This is a genomic window from Brachybacterium sp. J153, assembly GCF_036311905.1.
In the GTDB taxonomy this organism is placed as follows: Bacteria; Actinomycetota; Actinomycetes; order Actinomycetales; family Dermabacteraceae; genus Brachybacterium.
On sequence record NZ_JAZDCH010000004.1, the window covers coordinates 185,397 to 209,969 of the forward strand.

The window sequence follows — 24,573 nt, forward strand, 5'->3', positions numbered from 1 at the left end:
GACGCCGGACTCAGCTGATCCGGCTCCGCAGCTCGGCGACGCCTTCTCCCGCGAGCTCGTCGAGGGCTCCGGGCCGCCCGGCCATCGCCATCACGAGGCTGAGCAGCGGGCCGCGGACCGACGGACCCTCCCCGGAGGTGAAGGATGCGTCGTCGGCCTCCAGGTGCAGGCCCCGCACCGCCGTTCGGCTGTTGACCGCGAAGTCCTTGCTCGCGAAGTACCGGGCGACCTCGAGCACCGCCATCGGATCGGGCTCGAGCGCGATGCCGAGAGGACGAGCGATGTCCTGGCCATGGACGATCACCTCGCCGAGCCAGGCGGGATGGTCCCGTGTCGGCGCGATGGTGAGATCGACCGCGTCGTGGAACCGACGCCGGGTCTCCTCCGGGGTGCTGCCGAGTTGCTCGGCGAGGCGACGGGCGTTGTGCGTGTCGGAGTCGAAGCCGGCGAGGACCATGCTCCGCAGCCATCCCCAGCGCCCTGTGTGCGCGGCCGCCGTGAGGTGCGCGGTGACCTGCTCGACCGTCCAGACGGTGCAGAGCGATCCGCTGCGCCACTGCGGTGCGGTGAGGGTGTCCAGGAGCGCGGCGAGGCGGGCGCGCTCGGCATGGATCAGCGTCCAGTGCTGAGTGGCGGAGAGGGTCATGTCCGGTGCTCAGCCCACGGGCGGGAAGGACGCCTTCGCGGCCTTCGCGATGCGGTTCAGCTGGCGGCGGTCGGAGATCGCGCCGAGCACGGCGCCGAGGCCCGGGATCGCCTTCCCGAAGAGTCGCGCCGAGCGCAGCCCGAACCGCTTCAGCAGGCGACTCCCCACGGCGGAGACGATCTCGGACTGCGGACTGGCCGGTAGGCGGGAGGCGACGGTGCGGGCGGCGGCGCCCGTGATCGGCCCGAGACCGATGGACCGCAGCACCTCCCCGGACTCCTCGCCGACGAGGGCGGCGAGCACCCGGATCCGGATCTCCGGGTCCTCGAGGTCATGGCCGCGGACCGCCGCGATCGCGCCGACCATGCGGGTGGACTGGATGTAGAACTCGAGGACGTTGGTGGGCAGCAGCAGGGGGAGGGTCACCACGCCGCCGAGGCCGGTGAGGAAGCCGCCGGCGGTCACGCCCCGCCGGTGGGAGCGGATGATCCGGCGCACCGCGAGCTCGGGCCGACGCCGGGCGCGGCCCCGCTGGGCACGACGCGCCACTTCAACCGCCGAGGAGTAGGTGAGCTTCCCGTCCAGGCCGATGTCGCGGACGGTGTCGACCATCCGGTCGATCGCCCCGCCGGAGCTCGGGCGGTCGGAGGCTCCGCCGCGCCGCGCCTCGTGCATCGCATCGCGGGCCATGGACGTCGCCGAGTCGTCGCGGCGCAGCATCGAGAAGATCCCCATCGCGGTTCCTTCCGTGGGTCGGGTGTCGTGGGCCGACGCTACCGCGTCACAGGGCGCGGCACGGCGCGGCCCGCCTACGGGCGTCGGTCGGCCCCACGGCGTAGATTCGGGCTCACCATGCAGAACAAGCTGTATCGAGACGATGCGATCGTCCTGCGCACGCATCCGCTGGGCGAGGCCGATCGCATCATCACCCTGCTCACGCGGCGGCACGGGAAGGTCCGCGCCGTCGCCAAGGGGGTGCGCCGCACCGGGAGCCGCTTCGGCGCGCGTCTGGAGCCGTTCACCCTCGTGGACCTGCAGCTGCATGCGGGGAAGAGCCTGCACACGGTCACGCAGGCGGTGACCCTCGAGGCCTTCGCCGGCCCGATCACCGCGGACTACGACCGCTACACCGCCGCGAGCGCCATGCTCGAGACCACCGACCGGCTCACCGACGAGGCCGTCGATCCCAGCCAGCGCGGCTTCCTGATGCTGGTCGGAGCGCTGCGCTCGATGGGCGAAGGACGGATCCCGCCGGCGCTCGTGCTCGACGCCTTCCTGCTCCGCACCCTCGCCCTGTCCGGCTGGGCCCCCGAGCTGCGGGCCTGCGCGACCTGCGGGGCCCCCGGCCCGCACCACGCGCTCGACGTCCGCGCCGGCGGCCTCGTCTGCACCCCGTGCCGTCGGCCCGGAGCGGTCGCGGTGCGCCAGGCCGCCGTCGAGCACCTGATCTTCCTGCTCGCCGGGGACTGGGAGAATGTCCTGGCCGCCGAGCCGACGATCCAGCAGGAGGCCGGCCGGCTCATCGCCGACACCATCACCTGGCACCTCGAGCGCTCCGTCCGCTCGCTCCACTACGTCGACCGCTGACGCCGAGCCCGACCCGGCCGCGGCGCACACCGTCCGCCCCGCCCGTCGACCGACCCGAAGGATCCCGATGCCCGCCGCACCCGCCTCCGGCCCCCTCGAGCCCTTCGAGCACCCCAGCGGTGCCCGCCCGCCCCGGCTGCCCGCCCCGACCATCCCCGCGCACGTCGCCGTGGTCATGGACGGCAACGGCCGCTGGGCGAACCGGCAGGGGCTGCCCCGCACGGCCGGACACGAGGCGGGGGAGGCGGCGCTGCTGGACGTCGTCGCGGGGGCGCTGCAGATCGGCGTGACCCACCTGAGCGCCTACGCCTTCTCCACCGAGAACTGGAAGCGCTCCCCGGACGAGGTGCGCTTCCTGATGGGCTTCTCCCGCTCCGTGCTGCGCCGACAGCGGGACACGCTGAACTCCTGGGGCGTGCGGATCGTGTGGATCGGCCGCGAGCAGCGCCTCTGGGGCAGCGTGATCAAGGAGCTCAAGGAGGCGGAGCAGCTCACCCGCGGCAACACCCGCATGACGCTCTACATGTGCGTGAACTACGGCGGCCGGGCCGAGATCGTCGACGCCGTGCGGGAGATCGCCGAGGAGGCCCGTGCCGGGCGGCTGAAGGGCTCCGGCATCACCGAGCGCACCCTCGCCCGACACCTCATCGACCCCGACATGCCCGATGTCGACCTGTTCCTGCGCACCAGCGGCGAGCAGCGCACCTCGAACTTCCTGCTGTGGCAGTCCGCCTATGCCGAGATGGTCTTCGTGCCCGAGCTGTGGCCGGACGTCGACCGCCGCGTGCTGTGGCGGGCGATCACCGACTACGCCCGGCGCGACCGTCGCTACGGCGGGGCCGTCGACGTGCCGGAGCCGTCGCCGGCATTCTGAACGCCGAGGCTCGGCGGGGCGGTCTCCGGGTGGTCAGGCGCGGTCGCCGGCGTCGGCCCCGATGGCCGTCTCCGTGGCCGTCTCCCTGGCCGACTCCGTCGGGGCCGTCGTCGGGGGGACGGGAGCGATCAGGCCCCCGGTCCGTCGTCGGTGCCGCAGCAGCAGGGCGACGAGCAGCACCAGCAGGGCCAGCACGGCCACTGCCGCCCAGGGCGAGCGCAGGAACAGCTCGACCCAGCCGGCGAAGACCACCAGGCCCACGGTGGCGTAGATGAACGCCCAGGCCAGACCGCCGATCGCGAGCGCCGGGAGATAGCGGCGCGGCGGCATCCCGGTCAGTCCGGCCGCGGCATTGGCGGCGGTCTGGAAGCCGACGGTGAGGAAGCTCAGCGCCACCACCGGGGCGCCCCAGCGGTTCACGATCTCGGTCGCCCGCACGACGCGCTCGGAGGAGAGGAAGGTGGCGACCCTGCCGCGATCGGCGGCGCGGCGCGCACCGCGGCCGAGCAGGTACGTGCCGCCGGCCCGGAACCAGATCACGACGTACAGGAACCCGATCGCGGGCAGCAGCGGCAGCGACTGCACCCAGTCCATCATGCGCGGGGGCCTCCGTCGGCGGCCGCGCCGTCCTCGGCCGTCTGCGCCCCGTCGGCCGTCGCGGTGGCGGCGTGCTCGGTGCACAGCCCGAAGACCTCGAGGGTGTGGTCGAGGTCCGTGAAGCCGTGCTCGCGGGCGATCGCGCTCATCGCGGCCTCGAGGGAGGGGTCGGTGATCTCGACGGTCTTCCCGCACTCGCGGCACACCAGGTGGTGATGGTGCCCGGAGTCCTCGCACTGGCGGTACAGCGACTCTCCGTCGGCGGCGACCAGCACGTCGAGCCGGCCCGCCGTCGAGAGCGCCTGCAGCGTCCGGTAGACGGTGGCGAGGCCGACGGTCTCGCCGTCGGTGCGCATCTGCTCGTGGATCTGCTGGGCGCTGCGGAAGTCGTCCTGCTGCGAGAGCGTCTCGAGGATCGCGGCGCGCTGGCGAGTGTTCCGTTGCATGGATCGATTGTGCGCCATCGGGCCCCGGACCTCCATTCTTGGTGAGCTGACCGACGCCCGCGATGCGTCAGGTCGTTGCGCGGGTCTCCTGGTCAGAGGGCACCTGGTCGAGGTCCGGAAGGCGCGGTCCGCGACCGGGGATGATCGCCCGCGTGCTGAGCGCGAGGATGTACACGCCGATCGTCAGCAGCACGATGACCCCGCCCGGCGGCAGGTCGACGTACACCGTGAGCAGCAATCCGCCGAGAGCGCAGACCACGGCGATGACCATCGCGGTGCGCATGGTGCGGGCGAAGCCGACCACCAGCTGCTGGGCCGAGGCGACGGGGACGATCATCAGCGCCGAGACCATCAGCGCGCCGACGATCCGCATCGAGAGGGTGACGGTCAGCGCCGCCATCAGGGCGATGAGCACGTTCACCAGCCGCACCGGCAGTCCGGAGGCGCGGGCGAACTCCTCGTCCCCGGTGACCGCGGAGAGCAGCCCCGAGAGACCCACGCCGATGCCGAGCACGACGACGGCGAGGACCACGGCGATCACGGCGTCGGGGCCGGTGACGGTGGAGAGCGATCCGAAGAGGTAGCCCATGAGGTTCTGGGAGGTGCCGCCGGCGAGCTGGATGATCACCACGCCCCCCGCGATGCCGCCGTAGAACAGGATCGCGAGCGCGACGTCCCGGCTGGTGTGCCCGATCTCGCGGACGTACTCGATCGCGACCGCGCCGAGCACGGAGGCGATCAGGGCGCCGGGGATGGCGAGGAGATCCGCGGGGGAGGCGGCGGTCCAGGCACCGACGAGCCAGCCGACCGCGACGCCCGTGAGCGCCACGTGGCCGAGGCCGTCGCCGAGCAGGGACAGCCGCTTCTGCACCAGGTAGGTGCCGACGACGGGGGCGGTCAGACCGATGAGCACCGCGATGATCAGCGGGTAGCGCAGCAGGTCCGAGGTGAGGATGTCGAGGGGGGAGATCATGCCGGGTGGATCTCCTGTCCGAGGCAGTCGGTGTGGGCGTCGGGGAGCGCGGGGTGGTCGTGGCTCGAGTCGACGGGCAGCTGGGCGGTCTCGGCCCCGTCGTGGATGACGCGGCCGTGGTCCAGGACGATCACTCGATCGAGGTCGTCGGCGAGCGGGCCGGTCTCGTGCAGGACGACCAGCAGGGTCGTGCCCTGGGCGGCGAGCTCGCGGAACAGCCCCGCGATGATCTCCTGGGTGGGGAGGTCCACTCCCGCGAAGGGTTCGTCGAGCACGAGCAGTCGCGGGGAGCGCACCAGGGCGCGGGCGATCATCACCCGGCGGCGCTGGCCGCCGGACATGCGGGTGATCGGCCGGTCCGCGAGGTGCGGCAGCCCGACGGCCTCCAGGGCGCGCATCACCCGCGGGTCGCGGCTGCGGGCGGACCAGCGACGCGCCCCGAGCAGGCCGGTTGCGACGGTCTCGCGGGCGGTCGAGGGGATCGAGCCCGCCTCGGCGGAGTCCTGCGGGACGTAACCGATCGCGTCGTGCGCGCGGCCGTCCCGCACGGGTCGGCCGAACAGGCGTGCCCGGCCGGACTCGAGGGGGAGCACGCCGACGATCGCGCGGAGCAGCGTCGACTTGCCGGAGCCGTTGGCGCCGAGCAGTGCCACCCGCTCCCCGGCGCGGATCGAGAGGGAGACGTCCTCGAGCACGCGCTGTCCCCCGCGCACGACGGTCGCGTCCTCGACCTCGAGGACGGGGGCGTCGGCCGGGGCGGCCGGCGGGGTGGTGTCGGTCGCTGAGATGTCCGCCGGGGAGCCGGCGCTCACTGCCAGCTCTCCACGAGCTTCCGGGCGTTCTCGCGCATGACCTGAGGATAGTCGGCGTCCTCGGAGAGCTGCGTCTCGAGGTTGTCGAGCTCTTCGCTGGTGATCCCCACGTTCTCCGCGAGGGTCTGCGCGACCTTCGGGGAGGCGGTCGCCTCGAAGAAGACGGTCGTGACGCCCTCCGCGTCGATCACCTTCTCCAGCTCGAGCAGGCGTTGCGGGGAGGGCTCGGTCTCGGGGTCGATGCCGGAGATGCCCACCTGGTGCAGGTCGTAGCGAGCGGCGAGATAGGAGTACGCGGCGTGGCTGGTGACGAAGGTGCGGGTGCCCTCGACGGCACCGAAGGACTCCGCCAGCTCCTCGTCGAGGGCCTCGAGCTCGGTGCGCAGAGCGGCGGCCCGCTCCGTGAAACCGTCAGCGCCCTCCGCGTCGATCTCGGAGAGCCGCTCGGCGAGGGCGTCGCCGATCAGCGCGATGCGCAGCGGGTCGTGCCACAGGTGCGGGTCGGTGCCGCCGTGGTCGTGCCCCTCGTGATCCTCCTCGGCTGACTCCCCGCCGGCATCGGAGGCGGTGTCGTCGGCGTGCTCCGCGTGCTCCTCGGCGCTCTCGCCCTCGTGCTCGGCCTCGGTGTCGCCGAGCTCGGTGACGAGCAGCTCGATGACCTGCGCGACGTCCAGCACGTTGTCGCCGGGCCCGCTCGCGATCGCGTCGTCGATCGCGGTCTGGTAGCCGGGGATCTGCAGCACGAGCGCCGCCTCCTGCACCTGCATCACCTGGCGCACGGACAGCTCGAGCCCGTGGGCGTCGGCCCCCGGCGTGGCGAAGTCCACGGAGGTGACGCGATCGCCACCGATCCGCTCGACCAGGAAGCGCAGCGGGTAGTTCGAGGTCACGACCATCGGGGTGCCGTCCTCGGACTCCCCGCCTCCGCCGCAGGCGGCGAGGGTCAGCGCGCCCCCGCCGAGGACGGCGAGGGAGAGCAGGGAGCGTCGGGAGAGCGCAGGCACGAAGGACATGACAATCATTCTCACCATCGGGCGGGGCCGCGGGCAAGTCGGCGGGGTAAGGGGTGCGCACCGTCACAGCACGGCCCTGGCTATGCTGGCCTGGTTCGAATCCACCCCGTCACCAGGAGTCTCCCCGTGGCCAAGGCCCCCGCCAGCACGCTGGACAACGTCATCGCCCTCGCCAAGAAGCGCGGCTTCGTGTTCCCGGCCGGTGAGATCTACGGAGGCACCCGCTCCGCCTGGGACTACGGTCCGCTCGGCGTCGAGCTCAAGGAGAACATCAAGAAGCAGTGGTGGCAGACCTTCGTGCGCTCCCGCGGCGACATGGTGGGCCTGGACTCCTCGATCATCCTGCCCAAGCGTGTGTGGGAGGCCTCGGGCCACGTCGCGACCTTCACCGACCCGCTGGTCGAGTGCCGGAGCTGCCACAACCGCTTCCGCGAGGACCACCTGCTCGAGGCCTTCGCCGAGAAGAAGGGCCGCGCGCCCGAGGGCGGCCTCGCCGAGGTCCCCTGCCCGAACTGCGGCACCCGCGGCGAGTACACCGACCCGCAGCAGTTCTCGGGCCTGGTCAAGACCTATCTCGGCCCGGTCGACAGCGAGGCCGGACTGCACTTCCTGCGCCCCGAGACCGCGCAGGGCATCTTCGTGAACTTCCTCAACGTGGTCACCGCCTCCCGCCAGAAGCCCCCCTTCGGCATCGGCCAGGTCGGTAAGGCGTTCCGCAACGAGATCACCCCTGGAAACTTCATCTTCCGCACGCGCGAGTTCGAGCAGATGGAGATCGAGTTCTTCACCCCGCCGGCCGAGGCCGACGCGCACTTCGCGGCCTGGGTCGAGGACTGCTGGAACTGGTTCGTGGACCTCGGGATCGACCCCGACAACATGCGCCGCTTCGACGTCCCCGAGGACGAGCGCGCCCACTACTCGGCGGGCACCATCGATCTCGAGTACCGCTTCGGCTTCCAGGGCAGCGAGTGGGGCGAGCTGATGGGCATCGCCAACCGCACCGACTTCGACCTGAGCAGCCACACCGAGGGCTCGGGCACGAAGATGCAGTACTTCGACCAGGCCGCCAACGAGCGCTACACGCCGTACGTCATCGAGCCCAGCTTCGGCCTGACCCGCTCGATGATGGCCTTCCTGGTCGACGCCTATCGCGAGGACGAGGCCCCCAACGCCAAGGGCGGGGTCGACACCCGCACGGTGCTCGCCCTCGACCCGCGCCTCGCGCCGGTCAAGGCCGCGGTGCTGCCGCTGTCCAAGAGCGAGGACCTGGTGCCCCGCGCGGAGGAGCTCGCCTCCCGTCTGCGAGCTCGCTGGAACGTCGAGACCGACGTGACCCAGGCGATCGGTCGCCGCTACCGCCGCCAGGACGAGATCGGCACCCCGTTCTGCATCACGGTCGACTTCGAGACCGCCGAGGACCAGGCCGTCACGATCCGTGAGCGCGACACCATGCAGCAGGAGCGCGTGGCGCTGGACCAGGTCGAGTCCTACCTTGCGGAGCGCCTCGTCGGCGCCTGAGGCCGGCCCTCTCGCGAGGCTCGGGTGGCGTCGACGTGGCCCAGTGCTGCCATGAGTGACGCCCCCGGCCTCGCGTTGTCCGCCGCCTACCACGAGCAGGTGGTCGCGCCCCTGCTCGAGCGGTCGATGCCCGGCGTTCCGTACGCCGGGGCGCGACTGGGGTCCGGCTCGGACGTTCTGGGGTTCGACGACGCGCAGTCCCGTGATCACGACTGGGGGCTGCGGCTCACCCTGCTCGTCGAGGACGGCGCGGCCTCCGAGGTCGACGCCCTGCTCGAGTGGGAACTGCCTGCGAGCTGGCGCGATCGTCCGGTGCGCTTCGCGACCACCTGGGACCCGGTCGTGCGCCAGCGCGCCGAGGTCGCCGCGGCAGCGGACTTCGCCGCCTCGCGCACGGGGATCCCTCCGCAGCAGCTCGCGGGCCCCGAGCCCGTCGGCCTGACGGACTGGCTGCAGCTGACCGGCCAGGCGGCCCTCGAGGTCACCGCGGGACCGGTCTTCCACGACGGCACCGGGGTCATCACGCGGATCCGCGAGCGGCTCGCCGGATACCCCGAGGACGTGCGGCGCTATGCGATCGGCGCCGACTGGACCCGCATCGGCCAGGAGCTGCCGGACGTGGGGCGGGCGGGCCTGCGCGGGGACGAGGACGGGTCCGCGGTGATCGCCGCACGTCATGTCCGCACCCTGCTCCATCTGGCGCATCTGCTGCATCGGCGCTGGGCGCCTTACGGCAAGTGGCTCGCCCGCTCCGCCGCCGCGCTGCCGGGTGGCGGCGCGCTGCGCAGCACGGCGCTCGAGGCGCTGCGCGCACCGGACTGGCGCACCCGCCAGCGCGCGCTCACCGCGGCGATCGAGCTGCTCGCCGCGGTGCAGGGCCGGGTCGGCCTGCCCACCCTCGACCCCGCCACCGAGCCATTCTTCGACCGCCCCCACATCGGCCTGCGCGGGCTCCCGGAGCTGCTCGCGGAGACCATCACCGATCCCGCCGTCCGCGCGCTCCGGCCGGGGATCGGCACCGCCGAGCAGATCAGCGACCACGTCAGCGTGCTCGTGGACGCGGAGCTGCGGCGTCGCCTCGTCGGCGGCTGAGCAGGGCGGACCGGGGGGCGGGTGCCCGCGCACGCGTGGCGCGCCGGGTTGCTCCGCTCTGAGCGGCTCCGCACAGAGCTGATCAGCTCCCGACGGAGAACGCCCCAGCCCGGCGGTGTGCGGCGGAGGCTGATGGCATGACCACAGCATCTCTCGCCCAACCATCGGCCGAGCCGCAGACCGCGTCGGCCGCATCGGACTCGTCCGCCTCATCCCTGACCACCGCCCACCTCCTGCACCAGCGGGTGCTCCTGCTGGACCGGGAACTCGACCAGGAGAACGGCGCCGCCCTGAGCGCCCGGCTCCTGCTCCTCGCCGCCGAGGACCCGAGCACCGACATCACCCTGCTCATCAACTCGCCGGGCGGCCTGGTCCCGGCCATGCTCGCGATCGGCGACCTGATGGATCTCGTGCCCTGCGACGTGCGCACCGTCGCGCTCGGCATGGCCTACAGCGCCGGGCAGTTCCTGCTCACCCAGGGCACCCCCGGGAAGCGGTACGTGCTGCCGCACGGCCAGGTGCTCATGCATCAGGGCTCGGCCGGCTTCGGCGGGAGCGCCGCGGACATCGAGCTGCAGGCCGAGGACCTGCGCCGGAACCGCGACCTGCTGATCCGTCTGACCGCGGAGCGCACCGGGCAGAGCGAGGAGACGATCGCCCGCGACTCCGAGCGCGACCGGATCTGGGATGCCGAGGGCGCGGTCGCCTACGGATTCGCCGATCACGTGGTCTCTGACGTCCGCGAGATCCTGCCGTTCGGTCTGCCCGGCAAGGGCAGCCGCCCGGCAGGGATCGGCGGTGCACGATGAGCGGCTACACGATCCCGTCGGTGATCGAGCGCACCCGTACCGGGGCCGAGCGCAGCGCCGACGTCTTCTCCCGACTGCTCAGCGACCGCATCGTCTACATCGGCACGCCGATCGACGACGGCGTCGCGAACACCGTGATCGCCCAGATCCTGCACCTCGAGAACGATGCCGCCGACGCTCCGATCCACCTCTACCTCAACTCCTCCGGCGGCGACGTCCAGGCCGTCCTCGCCCTCTACGACACGCTCAGCTACGTGCGCAGCCGCATCGCGGTGACATGCATCGGCCAGGTCGTGGCGGCGCCGGTGCTGCTCCTGGCCGCGGGGACACCGGGGATGCGCTGGGTGCTGCCGCATACGGGGGTGGTGCTCCATCCGCTGGAGGCGCAGGGCCGCGGGGCGGTGCCGGACTTGATCCTCGCGACCGAGGAGGTCAAGCGGCTGCGGGGGAGCCTCGAGTCGCTGATCGCCGAGCACTCGGGACAGTCCCGGGAGCGGGTCCGGCAGGACCTCGAGCGCGAGCGGGTCCTCGATGCCGCGGCGACGGTCGCCTACGGGCTGGCCGACGAGGTGCTGCTCAGGCGGCCGCGAGCAACCTGACCCCTGGACCCTCCGGCCGCATCCCGGCGGGATGCGTGCCGGGGTGCCCGGGGGCGAGGGTCGGGGCGCTCGGCGTCGAGCGGAGCTCGAGCACCGGGGCGCCGACGAGGGCGCCGTCGGCAGCGCGCAGCAGGAGCAGCGGCAGGTCGATCCCGAGAGCGCCGAGGATCGCGGCGAGCAGCTCCGAGGACGGATCCTTCCGTCCCCGCTCGACGTCGGAGAGGTGCTGCATGGACAGCCCGGCCGCCGCGGCGACCTCGGCGAGGGTGCGGCGCTGACGATGCCGTTCGGCGCGCAGCTCCGCCCCCATCAGCTCCCGCAGCAGCGGGTCGAGGTGCCGGTCCATGCCGGGAGACTACGTCGGCGGAAGGCCGGGGGAGCGTCGCTCCGCTCTCGGCGGAAGACCGCCCGGTAGGCCGCCGCCCGCGTGCCGCGAGCGCCGACCGGTCCCGGTCACAGGATCGCGGCCAGCAAATGCGGGGCGACCAGCGTGCCGAAGTCCCGCAGCACCCGGCGCTGGTCCTCCGCCGGAGCGCCGACGGGGAGCACCAGCGCGATCTCGTCGGCCGCGTGCACCACCGGATCCGCGAGTAGCGCCTGGGCGACGGCGAGGGGCTCGTCCACCACGACCCGGCTGAACACCGCCGCGTGTCCGCCGATCTCCGGGGCCCGGTGCTCCGCCAGGACGGCGGGCGACGCGGCGCGCTCCCGGGGCAGCAGGGAGACGAAGCGTTCGAGCTCCTCCTCCGTCTCCACGGGCACCATCTGCCGCGAGACCATCACGTGTCCCTCGCCGTGACCGGCCGCGCGGGACGCCTCCCGATAGGCCTCGAGCGCCTCGAGCTGCAGCACCTCGAAGGAGCGGCCCGAGCCGTCGTCGGGCGCCATCGTCGCGAGCTGCAGCCCGAGGCCCGCCCGTCCGGCCATCGCGGCCCGCGCGGGGCTCGCCGCGCCATAGGCGAGACGGCGACGCAGCCCGGGCACCTGCGGCTGGACGCGCAGCGGCGTGCCGGGATCGACCCCCTCGATATGGGCGTCGGCGCCTGCGACGATCTCCCCGTCCACGAAGGAGAGCAGGTCGTGGAGCACCCGGTCGACGTGGTCGGCGCGGTCGGCGGCGAGGGCGCCGAAGGCGCGCGAGTAGATCGCGTCGTGCGCCGAGTAGCCGGAGCCGAGTCCCGCCCGGAGCCGACCGCCGAGGAGCAGATCGGCGGTGGCGAGGTCCTCGGCGAGGCGGCCTGCGTTCTCGAAGCGCAGCGGGATCACGGCGGTGCCGAGCTCGATCCGGCGCGCATGCTGTCCAAGAGCCGCGAGCACGAGGAGCGGGGAGGGCGAGGCATCCTGCAGGTGGCGCACACGCAGGTAGGCGACGTCGAGGTCCAGCTCTTCGGCGAGCAGGATCAGGTCGCGCCCGTCGTCGAGCTGCGCGCTGTCGATCTGGGCGAGGACGCCCAGCCTCGGGGGTTCTCGGAGCTCGGTCGCGGTCATGGCGTGACTCCCTTCGCACGGTCGGCGCCGACCGGGAGGGCACGGCTCCGTGCTCCATTGTCCACCGGCACGGGGACGCCCGACGGGACCGAGGCCCCGGATCGTCCCTCCCCAGCGCCGGCTGATGCACATCACCACCCTCGCTCCTCCCGCAGCGGCCCGCGGGGTGGGAGAATCCCAGGACGATGACCACGCTGACCGACGCCCTGCCCGCCGCTCCCGCCGCGACCTCCACCGAGGCCGCCCCCGGCCCGGAGCGCGCTCGGCGACCCCTGCGGATCGGTCGTCTCACCGTCGACACCCCGGTGATGCTCGCGCCGATGGCGGGCGTGACCAACATGGCCTTCCGCGTGCTCTGCCGCGAGTTCGGTGCGCTCCACAGCGCGGACGACGGCGGTCTCTTCCCGACCGAGATGGTCACCACCCGGGCCCTGCTCGAGGACCATCGGGAATCCTGGCGCCTGCTGCGCATGGCGGACCGCGAGCGGCCCCGCTCGGTGCAGCTGTACGGCGTGGACCCGGCGGTCGTCGGCCGCTCGATCGAGATGATCCTCGAGCGCGACGGCGCCGACCACATCGACCTCAACTTCGGCTGCCCGGTCCCCAAGGTGACCAAGCGCGGTGGGGGCGGGGTGCTGCCCTGGAAGGACGAGCTGTTCACCCGCATCCTCCGCGCGGCGGTCGACGCCGCCGGGGACGTGCCGGTCACCGTGAAGACCCGCAAGGGCGTGGACGACGCCCACCTCACCTACCGGGATGCGGGCCTGATCGCGCAGGAGGTCGGCGCCGCCGCCATCACCCTCCACGGCCGCACCGTCAAGGAGCAGTACTCGGGGACCGCGGACTGGACCGCGATCGCGGATCTCAAGGAGACGGTGACCGACATCCCGGTGCTCGGCAACGGCGACGTCTGGTCCGCGGAGGACGCCCTGCGCATGGTCGACGAGACGGGGGCCGACGGGGTCGTCGTCGGCCGCGGCTGCCAGGGCCGCCCGTGGCTGTTCGGTGACCTCGCGGCCGGTTTCGCGGGCAGCGAGGAGCGGGTCCGTCCCGGCCTCGGGGAGGTCGCCCGGATCGTGCGCCGCCACGCCGAGCTGCTCGTCGAGTTCTACGAGGACGAGGGCCGCGGCGTGCGCGACCTGCGCAAGCACGTCGCCTGGTACTTCAAGGGCTACCCCGTGGGCGGGGAGATGCGCCGGCAGCTGACGGCGATGGACTCCCTCGCCGATCTCGACGCCAAGCTCGCCGAATTGGACCTCGACGCCCCCTATCCGGGTGCCCCCGTCGAGGGGCCGCGCGGCCGCGCCGGCCACGGGCGGAACGCGACGGTGCCCGAGGGCTGGATGGACTCCCGGGAGCTTTCCGACGAGCACCGCGCCCGCCTCCACGAGGCCGAGCTCGACATCTCGGGGGGCTGAGCCGATGAGCGTGGACCTGACCGCGTCGGCCGCCGTCGACGCCCCCACCCCGCCGCCCGGCTACACCCCCGCGGATCTCGAGCGCTGGGCACCCGAATCGCCGAAGTCGCAGGCCCGCACGCCGTTCCAGCGCGATCGGGCCCGGGTGCTGCACTCCTCGGCGCTGCGCCGGCTCGGGGCGAAGACCCAGGTGCTCGGCGCCGGGTCCAACGACTTCTCCCGCACCCGCCTCACGCATTCCCTCGAGGTCGCCCAGGTGGGCCGGGACATCGGCGCGGAGCTCGGCTGCGATCCCGACGTCGTGGACGCCGCCTGTCTCTCCCATGACCTCGGCCACCCGCCCTTCGGACACCACGGCGAGAAGGTGCTCGACGCCCTCGCCGCGGACTTCGGCGGCTTCGAGGGCAACGCGCAGACCCTCCGCCTGCTCACCCGGCTCGAGCCCAAGGTCATCGGGGAGGACCGTCCCTACGGCCTGAACCTCACCCGGGCCGGGGTCGATGCGGCGATCAAGTACCCGTGGACCCGCGGGCAGGGCCCGGACCCGGCCTCCCCGAAGTTCGGCGCCTACGCCGACGACCTCGACGTCTACGAGTGGGCGCGGGTCGGGGCGGTGCCGGGCCGGAAGTGCTTCGAGGCGCAGGTGATGGACCTGGCCGACGACGTCGCCTATTCCGTGCACGACGTCGAGGACGCCGTGACCGGCGGGACCCTCGACCTGCGCGCCCTGCACGACCCGATGGAGCGGGCCGCCGCGCTGTACGTGGTCCAGGACTGGTACATGCCGGGCGAGTCCCTCGACGCCCTCGACGAGGCGCTCGGCCGGCTCGAGGCCGAGCCCTACTGGATGCTCGACTTCACGGGCACCATGCGCTCGGCCGCCGCGCTCAAGGACATGGCCAGCCAGCTGATCGGCCGCTTCACCCGGTCGGTGATCGCGGCGACCCGTGCCGAGCACGGCACCGCCCCGCTGTCCCGGTACCGCGGGGACGTGATCGTGCCCGAGGAGACCCATCTCGAGATCGCGGTGCTCAAGGGCCTCGCGGCCGCCTACGTCATGTCCTCCGCCTCGCAGCAGCCGGTCTACGAGGCGCAGGAGGAGATCCTGCGGGACCTCTACGCGCAGCTGTGGAACACCGGGACGACGCATCTCAGCCCCCTGTTCGCCGAGCTGTGGGAGGCGGCGGAGGACGACGACGCCCGCCGCCGGGTGGTCGTCGACCAGATCGCCTCCTACACCGACGTCACGGCGCGCCGACTCCACGAGGCGCTCTTCGACCGGGAGGTCACCCACGTCACCGCCGCGGATACCCCGCTGCCCGGCCTCGGCGCGGAGCTCTGAGCGGGTGGCGCAGGGTCTGATCCGTCGCAGCGACGTCGAGCTGGTGCGCGAGCGCGCCCGCCTCGACGAAGTCGTGGGGGAGCACGTCACGCTGCGCACCGCGGGGATCGGCTCGATGAAGGGCCTGTGCCCCTTCCACGACGAGAAGACCCCCTCCTTCAACGTGCGCCCGCAGCTCGGGCACTGGCACTGCTTCGGCTGCGGCGAGGGCGGGGACGTCATCTCCTTCGTGCAGAAGATCAGCCACCTGAGCTTCGTCGAGGCGGTCGAGATGCTGGCAGGGCGCTACGGCGTCCAGCTGCACTACGAGGAGGGCGACGGCAAGGGCGGGGACCGGCCCGACTTCGGCACGCGCCGCCGCCTGATGGACGCCCACGCGATCGCCGAGGAGTTCTATCGCGAGCAGCTCGCCACACCCGCCGCCGAGGTCGGTCGCCGCTTCCTCGCCGAGCGCGGCTTCGACCGGGACGCCGCGGAGCGCTTCGGCGTCGGCTTCGCCCCCGAGGGCTGGGATGCGATCACCTCCCACCTGCGCGGCCGCGGATTCACCGAGGCGGAGCTGACCGCGAGCGGCATCGTCTCGCAGGGCCAGCGCGGGGTCTACGACCGGTTCCGCGGGCGCCTGATCTGGCCGATCCGCGACATCACCGGGCACACCATCGGCTTCGGGGCCCGGCGGCTGCTGGAGTCGGATCAGGGGCCGAAGTACCTCAACACCCCCGAGACCGCGATCTACCACAAGTCCACCGTGCTCTACGGCCTGGACCTGGCGCGCAAGGACATCTCTGCGCAGCGCCAGGTGGTCGTCGTCGAGGGGTACACCGACGTGATGGCCGCGCATCTCGCCGGGGTGCCGACGGCGGTCGCCTCCTGCGGCACCGCCTTCGGCGCCGAGCACGTCAAGGTGGTGCGCCGGGTCATGGGCGACACCAACGCGTCCTCCGGGCTGCGGCTCAACACCGACGGTCGCGGTCTCGCCGGCGAGGTCGTGTTCACCTTCGACGGCGATGCGGCGGGGCAGAAGGCGGCGCTGCGGGCCTTCGAGGAGGACCAGCGCTTCGTCGCGCAGACCTACGTGGCGGTCGAGCCGAACGGCATGGATCCCTGCGAGCTGCGGATGGAGCGCGGGGACCAGGCGGTCGTCGACCTCATCGCCGCCCGCAAGCCGCTGTTCGAGTTCGCGATCCGCTCGGCGATCGCCCAGGTCGACCTGGACACGGTCGAGGGACAGGTGGCGGCGCTGCGCATGGCGGCGCCTGTCGTGGCGCGGATCCGGGACCGGGCGATGAGACCCGAGTACGCGCGTCGGCTCGCGGGATGGCTCGGGATGGACGAGCGCACGGTGCTGCGCGCGGTCCACGACGCGGCGCGCGGCGAGGGGCGCGGTGCCGGGGCGTCGGCGACCGACGGGCGCGGGGGAGAGGCGCACGAGGGTGCGGGACGCGAGGGGCAGGCGGCGGCCGACGGGGCGGAGCGGGTGCTACCCAGCGCCCGGCTCGCCGACGTGGTCAGTCCCCGCGACCCGGTGGGCCAGGTGGAGACCCAGGCCCTCGCCGTGATGCTGCAGTACCCGACGCTGCTGGACGCGCAGCGGGTCGAGGCGCTGCCCGATGACGCCTTCCACGTCCCGGCGCTGCAGGGCGTGTGGGACGTGATGCTCGCGGCAGGCACCCTCCCCGAGGCGGTCGGCGGTTCGCTGCATCCGGCGCGCTACCTCGAGCAGGTCCTCGAGATCGCGGGGGAGACGATCCGTCCGCTGATCGTCGAGATCGCCAACCTGGACCTGCCGGCGCGCGACGAGGCGGGTCTGCAGCGGCTGTCGACCTCGCTGCTGGACCGGCTCAGCGAGCTGTCGATCACCCGCGAGTACACGGTGCTCAAGCAGCGCCTGCAGCGCACCGATCCCTCCGATGCCGAGCGCTACCAGGAGATCCTCTCGCGGCTCGCCCAGGTGCAGGGGCGCCGACGGGCGCTGCGCGCGGCGGAGGACTGACCGGCGACGGGTCGGCCCGGGGTGACGGGGACCCTCAGCCGAGGGGATCGGCCAGTCATGGGCGGTCGGCCCGCCGACGACGATCGGTCAACCGTCGAAGCCTTCTGGCTGGGGCGGCGACCACCGTTGGGCGCGGGCCATGCTTCCGCGGCGACAGCCGAAGTCACGGCGCGGAGGGCGGCGTCGCGCAGCGTGGCGCACGCCGGGTGCGCGGCCTGGCCGATGCGACCGGTGAGCCGCGACTGCCGCCACAGACTGCGGGTGCGCGGGCGTCGGAGCTGGTCGTACTGGGAGAGCGCGTCCTCGAGGTGCTGCGTCGACGCACCGCGCAGCAGGAGCGCCAGGGTCGCGGCGTCTTCTATGGCCTGGCCCGCGCCCTGCCCCAGGTCGGGGGTCATGGCGTGGGCGGCGTCCCCGAGCAGCACGCCACGGCCGTGGACGAACGAGGCGGGGAGGGCGACGAGATCGTGGATGTCGTGGCGGAGGACGGCCTCGGGCGGAGTTGCCGCGAGCAGCGCACCGATCGGGGCGTGCCAGTTACCGAACAGGCTGTGGACGGTCGCCAAGACGTCGTCGTCAGTGCCGCCCGGAGGCGTCTGATGTGTGGCGAACCAGTAGACGCGGTCGTCGGGGAGGGGCACGATCCCGAAGCGGGCGCCGCGTCCCCAGGTCTCGCCGGCCTCGTCGGCGAGGTGCCCGGCCGTGGTCGTGATGCCGCGCCAGGCGGTGTACCCGGCGTAACGGATGCCGCGATCCAGACCCCATCGCGCGCGGGCGTCGCTGCGGATCCCGTCGGCCGCGATGACCAGATCGACGGGATGCTCCTCGCCGTCCACGTGGACCACGGGAGCACCGTCGGCCGCGACGCTCGCGACCGCGGAGAGGCGGATCGTGCCCGGCCGCAGGTGCTGCACGAGGGCACGGTGCAGGTCGGCGCGGTGCAGGCTGCGGACGCCGGGCGTCTCGGAGGGCGGCAGGGACAGGAGCCAATGACCAGAGGGGTGGCGCTGGCCCGATCGGAGCCGCTCGACGGACGTGCCCCGGGGCGGTTCCGAGTCACGGCACGAAACATCGGAGCATGCCCGAGGCGTTCTGTCCAGAGCCGCGCGACCCTGCGATGTGCGCCTTTGCTACGAGTCCAGCAGCTGGTTCGCGCGCAGGAGGGCTCGCAGCTGTGCCGGGTTGTAGAGCTCCGCGATGGCGTGGCCGAGAACCATCAGGGCCTGGCTTTCACCGAGCGGCGAGCTCTCCTCCGGATGTTCGAGACGAGGGCGATCCGTCCGCGCCGCGGCGATCGTGGGCACCATCCGCTGAGCAACGGCTTCGACCGCGGCGTCGTCGGCATCCGCCGGGAGGTTCTCGAAGTCCTCGTCCACCTCGCTGCCCATGATGAGCGATTGACGGAACTCCTCCAGAATGGCCGGGCTCATGACGGTGGCGAAGAGCGTGAGCAGCGATCGCTGCCGTTCGGAGAGCCCCGTCGACAGCTCTTCGAAACCCCGGGGCGTGTCGGCGCGGGCGCGATGCTCGCGGATCGCGGCGAGGTCTCGACGCGCCCTCGCGAGTTCTCTCATCGAGGCCTTGAGCTCGCTGTCCACCTGCTCGAGCGCCGCAGCGGAGTCGGCGTCGTCCTGGAGGATCCTGCCGATCGCGGTGAGGCGGATCCCGCGGTCCGCGAGGCGCCGGATCTGGAGCAGCCGGACCAGGTGCACGGCGGAGTACTGCTTGTAGCCGTTGGGTCGCCGTTCGGGGTCCTCGAGCAATCCCAGACGGTGGTAGTGCCGGATCGTGCTGGTGGTGGTCTGCGCGAGCCGTGCCAGCTCGCTCGTGCTCCATGCCATCGCGGCCTCCTCGCCTCTCATCCAAGCAGAAGGACCGGGACGAGATACCTCAGGCTGAACGCTTCGTACAGCGCTCCGATGATCAACAGGGCGAAGGCCGCCAGCGCCAGCAATCCGAGCGTCCTCAGACCTTCGAGATACCCGCGACGGTGGAGGTCCTCGCCGACGAAGGACGGGGTGACCCAGGCGCGGCCCAGCAGATACGCCCCGAGCGTCAGGAGGATGTACGCCTGGAACTCGATGACCACGGTGAGGGAGTGGGGGATCATCGCGATCCAGGTGGCCTCGGTGGTCGGTGCCAGGGTGATGCCGATGACCACGGCGCGGTAGCCGAAGATCGCGATCCCCGCGAAGGGGATCACGAGCGAGGGAAGGATGATCGCGAGCAGGCTCACGGTGATCACGTTGACGGCGAGGATCGTGACGGCGAAGAGCCACGGGTTCGAGAACACCGCCAGGACGAGATCGGCGGTGCCGTCCCCCTGGAGCGTCGTCGCTCGCGCCGCGGCCAGCTCGGGGAAAGCGAGACCCAGGCCGAAGCCAGCGAGGACGAGCCCGTAGATCACCAGGTTCGCGATGAGGTAGGCGCGACGATGGTCGCGGAGGATCTGCAACGGTGTGCGGACGAGGTTCACGGGATGCTCCTGGGCGACAGGGCATGAACTCTTCATGCCGATCGCCCCGATTCGAAACCGTGCTCCTACAGCAGGGTCAAGCACTCTCGGTGACGGGGTCGCGGCGGTCACTGGACGATCCGGTCTTTGCCGTCGGGACCGCTGCGCGATCAGGTGCTAGGGCGCTGTGACAGCTCCCCGTGTAGCAGTCCCTTCACCCAGTACCGCAGTCACCGACCCAGAGGGCGAACAGAGAAAGTGGAGCGTCGTGAAACCCCGCCGTCAGAGCCCGGGGACATACTTGGCAGACCTGCTCCCGAGCCTTGGAGGCCCGTCATGGCTGCACCGACGCACCACGCCATTGGCTACATCGAGTTCGGGGTCACCGACCTCGCGGCCGCCGAGGCCTTCTACGCGGCCGCCTTCGGGTGGGAGTTCAACGACTACGGCCCGGGGTATTCCGGCATCCGCGCCGCAGACGGGGACGGCGAGGTCGGTGGTCTGACCCCTGGCGCCGAGCCGAGCAGCGCCGGTCCGCTCGTGCTGCTGTTCTCCGACGACCTCGATGCGACCGTCGACGCCGTGAAGAGCGCGGGAGGCACAGTGGTCGCGGGGCCCTACGAGTTCCCGGGTGGTCGGCGCTTCGAGTTCACCGACCCCAGTGGCAACCGGCTCGGGGTCTTCGCCGACGCCTGAGTCAGACCGCCACCGGAGGCCTTGGTAAGACCTACGAGAGGCCGCTTCTCGCCCGAACTCGCTCGTCCCCGCTCCGGAACATGCCGACGGGGATGAGACTGCAGGTCAGGTAGCCCAGGCGGGGCTTGAACCCGCGACCGACGGATTATGAGTCCGATATCGCTGTCGTCGTGACCAGCGCCAACAGTTGCGGTGCAGGTCAGAGTCCGTTTGCAATGTTGGCTAGACTGTGGTAGCCGGGGGTGCTTTAGGAGCTACTGCGTACCCACTGCGTACCGCAATCGGCCCTCACCGGCACCCGTAGGACTCCATCGGCCCCGACCCCTGCACGGCACCCGCGCACCCCGGCATCCGCACCACCCCGCACGACCGGCACCTGTAGCTCAGATGCCCACCAGACTCCCCAGCGGCTGCGCACCGGCACCACGCCCAGCCCACGAAATGCCGCGCCTCGCCACACATGCACAGGCCAGGGCGAGGCACAGTCCAGCCATGCGCAGTACGGATCAGATCAGGCATGGGCACAGCATCACGTTCAGGGCTGACACTCTCTGACGATTCCTCCACACAGGCACTCACGAATGTCCCTACGACGGCGTACCTTCCTCGCAACCGGCGAGAGGAGGTGAGCATGGCTAGAGGACGTGGAGCAGGGCGCAGCGGTGGCAAGTACCGCAGCGCGATCACGGGCAAGTACGTGAGTGCCCGGTACGGGAAGACACACCCGAAGACGACCGTCCGAGAGTCCAAGTGACCCTCTGACAGTCAGTGCCGGGCGGGAGGTCGCAACTCCCGTCCGGCACGCCTGCTCTGCGACTAGAGGTCAGTCCTCGTCCTGCCCCTCGCCGGAATCATCATCGCCCCGGGCATGAGAAGCACGGATCGGCTTACGGCGCGACTCACGACGCGCCAGCAACACGTCCAGATCACCACCACCAGCAGCACGCACCGCATCCGCCAATGGGTCCGGCTCCGAGAACCGCTCCACAAGCCGCTGTAGCTTCCCCTGCTCCTCCAACACGACCAGCCGCGCATAGAGCGCCTCACGCCGCGCCGACAGGGACGACAGTGCCGTCGCCGGAGTGGACTGCGACCCCATCGCCGCGACCACCGCCCGATAGTTGCTGCGCGTCTCCTCCAACTCAGACGGCAATTCGAACACCTCAGACACCGGCACCTCCTCCATCGCGCCGCCATCCTCGCGTGCACCGTTCCTGCGCTCACGCCGATAGTCCCTCCACGCGACCCGGCACTGATCGCACAACGGATCGCCTGCCCGCTGATGACGCCGCACAGCCGCAATCGTCCCGTGCGGCTTCAACTCCTTCTTCCCCATGATTCCCTCCACTAATGACACCCGTTCTCAACAACCGTAAAACCCGCCCCCACCAGCACAATCCAGCCCCACACCCCGCCACAGCCTGGTGACCGTTCAAATGGCCTAGCCGGGTGCCGCAAGGGCGGCGGAGCGAAGACGTGCCTGGTGGGGAGGGGCCGGGGCCAGGGGTCTCGGCGGACTCTGGCCCCGGTCCGGTTGGTCAGATCAGCGTGACGAGCTGTTCACCGTCGCGGAGATCGACGCTGCTGGTCGGGTCGTCGTCCTCGGGGTCGACGGTGACGGAGCGAACGCCGAAGTTACCGCGGATGTGCTGAACTTCAAGAGGTCGCGGCTCGCGGTAAGGACGGTGCTCGTCGAGGTCGGCGGCTCGGAGGTCGACGTCGAGGGCGAGCAGCGCGCTCCACTTTCCGCAGCGTCCGTTGCTGTTCCACGCTTCCCAGACGCGGCGACGATGAGCGGACTTCGGGTCGGTGAGCAGTCCGATCAGTGCGGGGTCGCCGTTGGTGTTGGTTCCTGCGAGGAGTGCTGCGTCGGCGAGGACGGTCGCGAGGGTGTCCAGCTTCCCGGTGATCAGCTCGGCTTCGAGCCATGCGCGGCGGGTGTCCTCATCGGCGGACACGAGGTGCTTCGCGTCGGTTTCAGGGTCGATGATCTGTGCGAGGCGCGTGAACTCTGCGGCGGCGCTGTCGTACTGGGCGGCGATCTTGGCATAGTTCTTGACGGCCTGAGGGGCGTATGCGGCTCGGAGTGCGGCATGTGCGGCGGGGGCGACACTGTTGCGGACCGTGGCGAGCTGGACGGGGGTGGCAACCTCAGCGATCAGGGCTGCGGCCCGGAGGGTGGCGAGCGTGGTCTCGTCTGCCCCGTCGGCGTATGCGTCGGTGAGCTCGGTCAGTGGCTGGTCGTTGGTCGCCTCGATCCAGGCGTCCCACCGCTGCTCGGCCTTCCGGTATGCGGCGGGGACGGTGCCGTCGTGCTCAGCGATTAGGGCGACCCGCTCGCGGTGGGTGCCGATAGCGGTGATGATGTTGTCAGTGCTGAAGCTCATTCTTGATATCCTTTTCTTGTCTTAAGTATTCAGTTTCCGGCGTATTCGCCGAAGTAGAATGCGCGGCAGTTCTTTACTGCGATTGTTGCGCGTTCTACGGTGGGGAAAGTGCCCGCGTTAACGTGGCGTCCATTGATATATACGCGTGCCAGAAATCCGTTCCCGCTGCGAGTTACACCACGGGGAAGGTCATGCTTCCGGCCCTTGTCTGCGCCGGATCGGTTGCGATTATTCTGGGCGCGCGTAGCGAGGCGTAGGTGCTCAACGTTCACGCATGACCGTTCCCAACACGTGTGATCAATGAACATTCCGTCTGGGATGGGGCCATTCACGCGCTCCCAGGCGTGCCGGTGAGCCTTGGTCTGTCGCCCGTTGACGCGGAGACTTCCGTAGCCGCTACTGTCCGTGTGGCCGATCCACACGACGCACGAGGACCAGACGAGAGGTTCTGTTCGCGTCTCAAAGGCTTCATTGGGGGTGGCGTTTCGCCGTCGCGTGATGGTCACTTGAACGGCTTCCCTTCGAGTGTGTCCGCGCCGAAGATGGCTGCTAGCCGTCTATCCGCATTGAGCGCGGTGGGGCTGACGGTGGGCCTGTTTCCGATGGCTGCCGAGAGTGCTTCCTCGACGCGGACGCGGGGCACTGCTCCCTGCTGCGGCTGCTCGGGCGTGTCCTGCTGCTCGTCGTCGTCGGTCTTGACGCCCATGCGTTCAAGCTCGGCGCGGATCATGTTCTCGATACTGCTGTTCATGCGTTCTCCTGTTCTGCGGCCCGTTCAAGCCGTTCCATTTGGTCGATTGCGTAGTCGGTGAAGGGAACGATCTGGTGCTTGTGGAGCACGACTCGATGGTTCCCCTGACGCAGTTCCACGCCGGTTGCTGTGGCGCGGATGCTTGCCGTTCCGGTCATTGGTCCTCCTCGTGCCGGTCGGCGTAGTCGTGGAGCTGGTCGGCGAGCTTCCGAATGTTGTGCGGTTCGATGTAGACGTGCCGGATGCCGCATTGGATGCGGATGCCGTGCTCCTTGGTGCCGTCCTCGTGTCGCCAATATCCGGTGCGGACGACGGGCGGGGTGGGTCTCTGCGTCACTCGCGTTCGGTCTTTCTGTCGCCCGTGGTGGTGGTCCAGACGCGGCCTAGTCGTCGTGGTCGGCGGCGTCCGTACAGCCATTGGTTGAAGGGGCGCTCGTCGGGCTGATCGTGGTGTTCGTTCACTGCTGCTCCTCGTGCTGCTGCGTGCCCTGGAGGGCTTTCAAGGCGGTGTTCTCGCCCCGGAGTGCCCGCACTTCGGCCTCGGCGCGGTGGGCGCGTGCGAGGACCCGCCTGTACGCGGTCACGGGGTCGCCTACGGGGTGAGGGTCGGTCATCGGTGGGACCTCCCGTGCTCGCGGCTGTCGAGGCGCTCCTCTATCTCGGTGAGCGTGTGTGCGAGGTTGTCGATAGTTTCGAGTGCGGCGTCTAGGCGTGCGCGGATCGCCGCGATGCTCTGGTCGGTCGTCACTTGTCCTCCCATGCGTCTCGCATGCGCTCTAGGGCGTCGATGAGGTTGTCTGCGTCGTCGGGGCCGATGGTGAGGTGTGCGCGGCCCTTGGAGAGGCGTAGGACGGGCTTGTGCGTCTCGGGGTTGTCGGGGTTGCGCCAGCGTCCCCATGCGACGTTTACGGGGCCTGGGGTGGGTGCGAGAGTCACGGCGTGTTCTCCTTCTCGTGGTGTGCGGCTCGGCGTAGCGCGAGGGCGTGCAGCTCCTCGCAGACGGCTCGGGCTGCGTCTCGGTTCGGCGTGTCGCGCATTCGGTCGATGTGCGTTGTTGCCATCGGCTCATCTCCTCTC

31 protein-coding genes are annotated in these 24,573 nt (G+C 71.2%); 10 read left to right on the top strand and 21 right to left on the bottom strand.

Going from position 1 to position 24,573, the window contains the following annotated elements; genetic code table 11:
• Positions 1–10: 10 nt before the first annotated feature.
• Positions 11–646: a maleylpyruvate isomerase family mycothiol-dependent enzyme gene (locus V1258_RS02495; RefSeq protein ID WP_329748197.1), complete on the bottom strand. Its 636-nt coding sequence runs from the start codon at positions 644–646 to the stop codon at positions 11–13.
• Positions 647–655: 9 nt separating this feature from the next.
• Complete coding sequence (locus tag V1258_RS02500; protein ID WP_329748198.1) at positions 656–1,381, bottom strand: EcsC family protein; 726 nt, start codon at positions 1,379–1,381, stop codon at positions 656–658.
• A gap of 117 nt (positions 1,382–1,498) precedes the next feature.
• Here V1258_RS02500 and recO point away from each other — a divergent pair, with 117 nt between their 5' ends.
• Both recO and V1258_RS02510 read left to right on the top strand, forming a co-directional pair.
• Positions 1,499–2,233 (top strand): DNA repair protein RecO, encoded by a 735-nt coding sequence (gene recO, locus V1258_RS02505; RefSeq protein ID WP_329748199.1) that lies wholly within the window; start codon positions 1,499–1,501, stop codon positions 2,231–2,233.
• Between the two features lie 67 nt (positions 2,234–2,300).
• The gene (locus tag V1258_RS02510; RefSeq protein WP_329748200.1) at positions 2,301–3,107 is read left to right on the top strand and encodes an isoprenyl transferase; all 807 of its coding nucleotides are present in this window, start codon (positions 2,301–2,303) and stop codon (positions 3,105–3,107) included.
• Between the two features lie 33 nt (positions 3,108–3,140).
• Here V1258_RS02510 and V1258_RS02515 read toward each other — a convergent pair whose 3' ends face one another.
• The 5 genes from V1258_RS02515 to V1258_RS02535 form a co-directional block, all read right to left on the bottom strand.
• A complete protein-coding gene (locus V1258_RS02515; protein ID WP_329748201.1) occupies positions 3,141–3,704 on the bottom strand; it encodes a DedA family protein in 564 nt (187 codons plus the stop codon).
• Positions 3,701–4,150: a Fur family transcriptional regulator gene (locus tag V1258_RS02520; protein WP_329748202.1), complete on the bottom strand. Its 450-nt coding sequence runs from the start codon at positions 4,148–4,150 to the stop codon at positions 3,701–3,703. The genes V1258_RS02515 and V1258_RS02520 overlap by 4 nt, the downstream gene beginning before the upstream one ends.
• A 67-nt stretch (positions 4,151–4,217) precedes the next feature.
• The gene (locus V1258_RS02525; RefSeq protein WP_329748203.1) at positions 4,218–5,123 is read right to left on the bottom strand and encodes a metal ABC transporter permease; all 906 of its coding nucleotides are present in this window, start codon (positions 5,121–5,123) and stop codon (positions 4,218–4,220) included.
• Positions 5,120–5,935 (bottom strand): metal ABC transporter ATP-binding protein, encoded by an 816-nt coding sequence (locus tag V1258_RS02530; RefSeq protein ID WP_329748204.1) that lies wholly within the window; start codon positions 5,933–5,935, stop codon positions 5,120–5,122. Before V1258_RS02530 ends, V1258_RS02525 begins: the two co-directional genes overlap by 4 nt.
• Positions 5,932–6,948: a metal ABC transporter substrate-binding protein gene (locus V1258_RS02535; protein WP_329748205.1), complete on the bottom strand. Its 1,017-nt coding sequence runs from the start codon at positions 6,946–6,948 to the stop codon at positions 5,932–5,934. The genes V1258_RS02530 and V1258_RS02535 overlap by 4 nt, the downstream gene beginning before the upstream one ends.
• Positions 6,949–7,074: 126 nt before the next feature.
• On the opposite strand from V1258_RS02535, the gene V1258_RS02540 reads away from it, so the two are divergent.
• The 4 genes from V1258_RS02540 to V1258_RS02555 all read left to right on the top strand — a co-directional run bounded on the left by V1258_RS02540 (position 7,075) and on the right by V1258_RS02555 (position 10,966).
• Complete coding sequence (locus V1258_RS02540; protein WP_329748206.1) at positions 7,075–8,466, top strand: glycine--tRNA ligase; 1,392 nt, start codon at positions 7,075–7,077, stop codon at positions 8,464–8,466.
• A gap of 51 nt (positions 8,467–8,517) precedes the next feature.
• On the top strand, positions 8,518–9,558 hold the full coding sequence (locus V1258_RS02545; protein WP_329748207.1) for a DUF4037 domain-containing protein: 1,041 nt from the start codon (positions 8,518–8,520) through the stop codon (positions 9,556–9,558).
• 137 nt (positions 9,559–9,695) lie between these two features.
• On the top strand, positions 9,696–10,367 hold the full coding sequence (locus V1258_RS02550) for a ClpP family protease (RefSeq protein ID WP_329748208.1): 672 nt from the start codon (positions 9,696–9,698) through the stop codon (positions 10,365–10,367).
• Positions 10,364–10,966, top strand: coding sequence for a ClpP family protease (locus V1258_RS02555; protein WP_329748209.1), 603 nt, complete (start codon positions 10,364–10,366; stop codon positions 10,964–10,966). Before V1258_RS02550 ends, V1258_RS02555 begins: the two co-directional genes overlap by 4 nt.
• Here V1258_RS02555 and V1258_RS02560 read toward each other — a convergent pair.
• Together V1258_RS02560 and V1258_RS02565 are read right to left on the bottom strand one after the other, a co-directional pair.
• Complete coding sequence (locus tag V1258_RS02560; RefSeq protein ID WP_329748210.1) at positions 10,944–11,312, bottom strand: helix-turn-helix domain-containing protein; 369 nt, start codon at positions 11,310–11,312, stop codon at positions 10,944–10,946. The genes V1258_RS02555 and V1258_RS02560 overlap by 23 nt on opposite strands.
• Positions 11,313–11,419: 107 nt before the next feature.
• A complete protein-coding gene (locus V1258_RS02565) occupies positions 11,420–12,454 on the bottom strand; it encodes an LLM class flavin-dependent oxidoreductase (protein ID WP_329748211.1) in 1,035 nt (344 codons plus the stop codon).
• 185 nt (positions 12,455–12,639) lie between these two features.
• Here V1258_RS02565 and dusB point away from each other — a divergent pair, with 185 nt between their 5' ends.
• Genes dusB through dnaG form a run of 3 tightly spaced genes read left to right on the top strand, consistent with a single transcriptional unit; the run spans position 12,640 to position 17,207 of the window.
• Positions 12,640–13,872, top strand: a complete 1,233-nt coding sequence (dusB, locus tag V1258_RS02570) for a tRNA dihydrouridine synthase DusB (protein ID WP_329748212.1) — start codon at positions 12,640–12,642, stop codon at positions 13,870–13,872.
• A gap of 4 nt (positions 13,873–13,876) precedes the next feature.
• Positions 13,877–15,214, top strand: a complete 1,338-nt coding sequence (locus V1258_RS02575) for a deoxyguanosinetriphosphate triphosphohydrolase (protein WP_329748213.1) — start codon at positions 13,877–13,879, stop codon at positions 15,212–15,214.
• Between the two features lie 4 nt (positions 15,215–15,218).
• The gene (dnaG, locus tag V1258_RS02580; protein ID WP_329748214.1) at positions 15,219–17,207 is read left to right on the top strand and encodes a DNA primase; all 1,989 of its coding nucleotides are present in this window, start codon (positions 15,219–15,221) and stop codon (positions 17,205–17,207) included.
• Here the strand turns inward: dnaG and V1258_RS02585 are convergent.
• The 3 genes from V1258_RS02585 to V1258_RS02595 all read right to left on the bottom strand — a co-directional run bounded on the left by V1258_RS02585 (position 17,135) and on the right by V1258_RS02595 (position 19,683).
• A complete protein-coding gene (locus tag V1258_RS02585; protein WP_329748215.1) occupies positions 17,135–18,121 on the bottom strand; it encodes an FAD-dependent monooxygenase in 987 nt (328 codons plus the stop codon). The two genes, dnaG and V1258_RS02585, sit on opposite strands and share 73 nt — an antisense overlap.
• 216 nt (positions 18,122–18,337) lie before the next feature.
• Positions 18,338–19,048, bottom strand: coding sequence for a MerR family transcriptional regulator (locus tag V1258_RS02590; protein ID WP_329748216.1), 711 nt, complete (start codon positions 19,046–19,048; stop codon positions 18,338–18,340).
• 17 nt (positions 19,049–19,065) lie between these two features.
• Complete coding sequence (locus tag V1258_RS02595; protein ID WP_329748217.1) at positions 19,066–19,683, bottom strand: hypothetical protein; 618 nt, start codon at positions 19,681–19,683, stop codon at positions 19,066–19,068.
• Positions 19,684–19,998: 315 nt separating this feature from the next.
• Here V1258_RS02595 and V1258_RS02600 point away from each other — a divergent pair, with 315 nt between their 5' ends.
• Complete coding sequence (locus V1258_RS02600) at positions 19,999–20,358, top strand: VOC family protein (RefSeq protein ID WP_329748218.1); 360 nt, start codon at positions 19,999–20,001, stop codon at positions 20,356–20,358.
• An 823-nt stretch (positions 20,359–21,181) separates the two neighbouring features.
• Here V1258_RS02600 and V1258_RS02605 read toward each other — a convergent pair.
• From V1258_RS02605 to V1258_RS02640, 9 genes are all read right to left on the bottom strand, one after another.
• The gene (locus tag V1258_RS02605; protein WP_329748219.1) at positions 21,182–21,694 is read right to left on the bottom strand and encodes a hypothetical protein; all 513 of its coding nucleotides are present in this window, start codon (positions 21,692–21,694) and stop codon (positions 21,182–21,184) included.
• A gap of 202 nt (positions 21,695–21,896) precedes the next feature.
• Positions 21,897–22,745, bottom strand: coding sequence for a hypothetical protein (locus tag V1258_RS02610; RefSeq protein WP_329748220.1), 849 nt, complete (start codon positions 22,743–22,745; stop codon positions 21,897–21,899).
• Between the two features lie 29 nt (positions 22,746–22,774).
• A complete protein-coding gene (locus tag V1258_RS15225; protein WP_442878560.1) occupies positions 22,775–23,251 on the bottom strand; it encodes an HNH endonuclease signature motif containing protein in 477 nt (158 codons plus the stop codon).
• Complete coding sequence (locus tag V1258_RS02615) at positions 23,248–23,496, bottom strand: hypothetical protein (RefSeq protein WP_329748221.1); 249 nt, start codon at positions 23,494–23,496, stop codon at positions 23,248–23,250. The genes V1258_RS15225 and V1258_RS02615 overlap by 4 nt, the downstream gene beginning before the upstream one ends.
• Positions 23,493–23,654, bottom strand: a complete 162-nt coding sequence (locus V1258_RS02620; protein ID WP_329748222.1) for a hypothetical protein — start codon at positions 23,652–23,654, stop codon at positions 23,493–23,495. Before V1258_RS02620 ends, V1258_RS02615 begins: the two co-directional genes overlap by 4 nt.
• Entirely contained in the window at positions 23,651–23,833 is a 183-nt protein-coding gene (locus V1258_RS02625) for a hypothetical protein (protein ID WP_329748223.1), read from the bottom strand. The genes V1258_RS02620 and V1258_RS02625 overlap by 4 nt, the downstream gene beginning before the upstream one ends.
• A gap of 121 nt (positions 23,834–23,954) precedes the next feature.
• Positions 23,955–24,080 carry a hypothetical protein gene (locus V1258_RS02630; RefSeq protein WP_329748224.1) on the bottom strand — a complete coding sequence of 42 codons (126 nt, stop codon included), beginning with the start codon at positions 24,078–24,080 and terminating at the stop codon, positions 23,955–23,957.
• A 26-nt stretch (positions 24,081–24,106) separates the two neighbouring features.
• Positions 24,107–24,244: a hypothetical protein gene (locus V1258_RS02635; protein WP_329748225.1), complete on the bottom strand. Its 138-nt coding sequence runs from the start codon at positions 24,242–24,244 to the stop codon at positions 24,107–24,109.
• A gap of 184 nt (positions 24,245–24,428) precedes the next feature.
• On the bottom strand, positions 24,429–24,557 hold the full coding sequence (locus V1258_RS02640) for a hypothetical protein (protein WP_329748226.1): 129 nt from the start codon (positions 24,555–24,557) through the stop codon (positions 24,429–24,431).
• Positions 24,558–24,573: the final 16 nt, after the last annotated feature.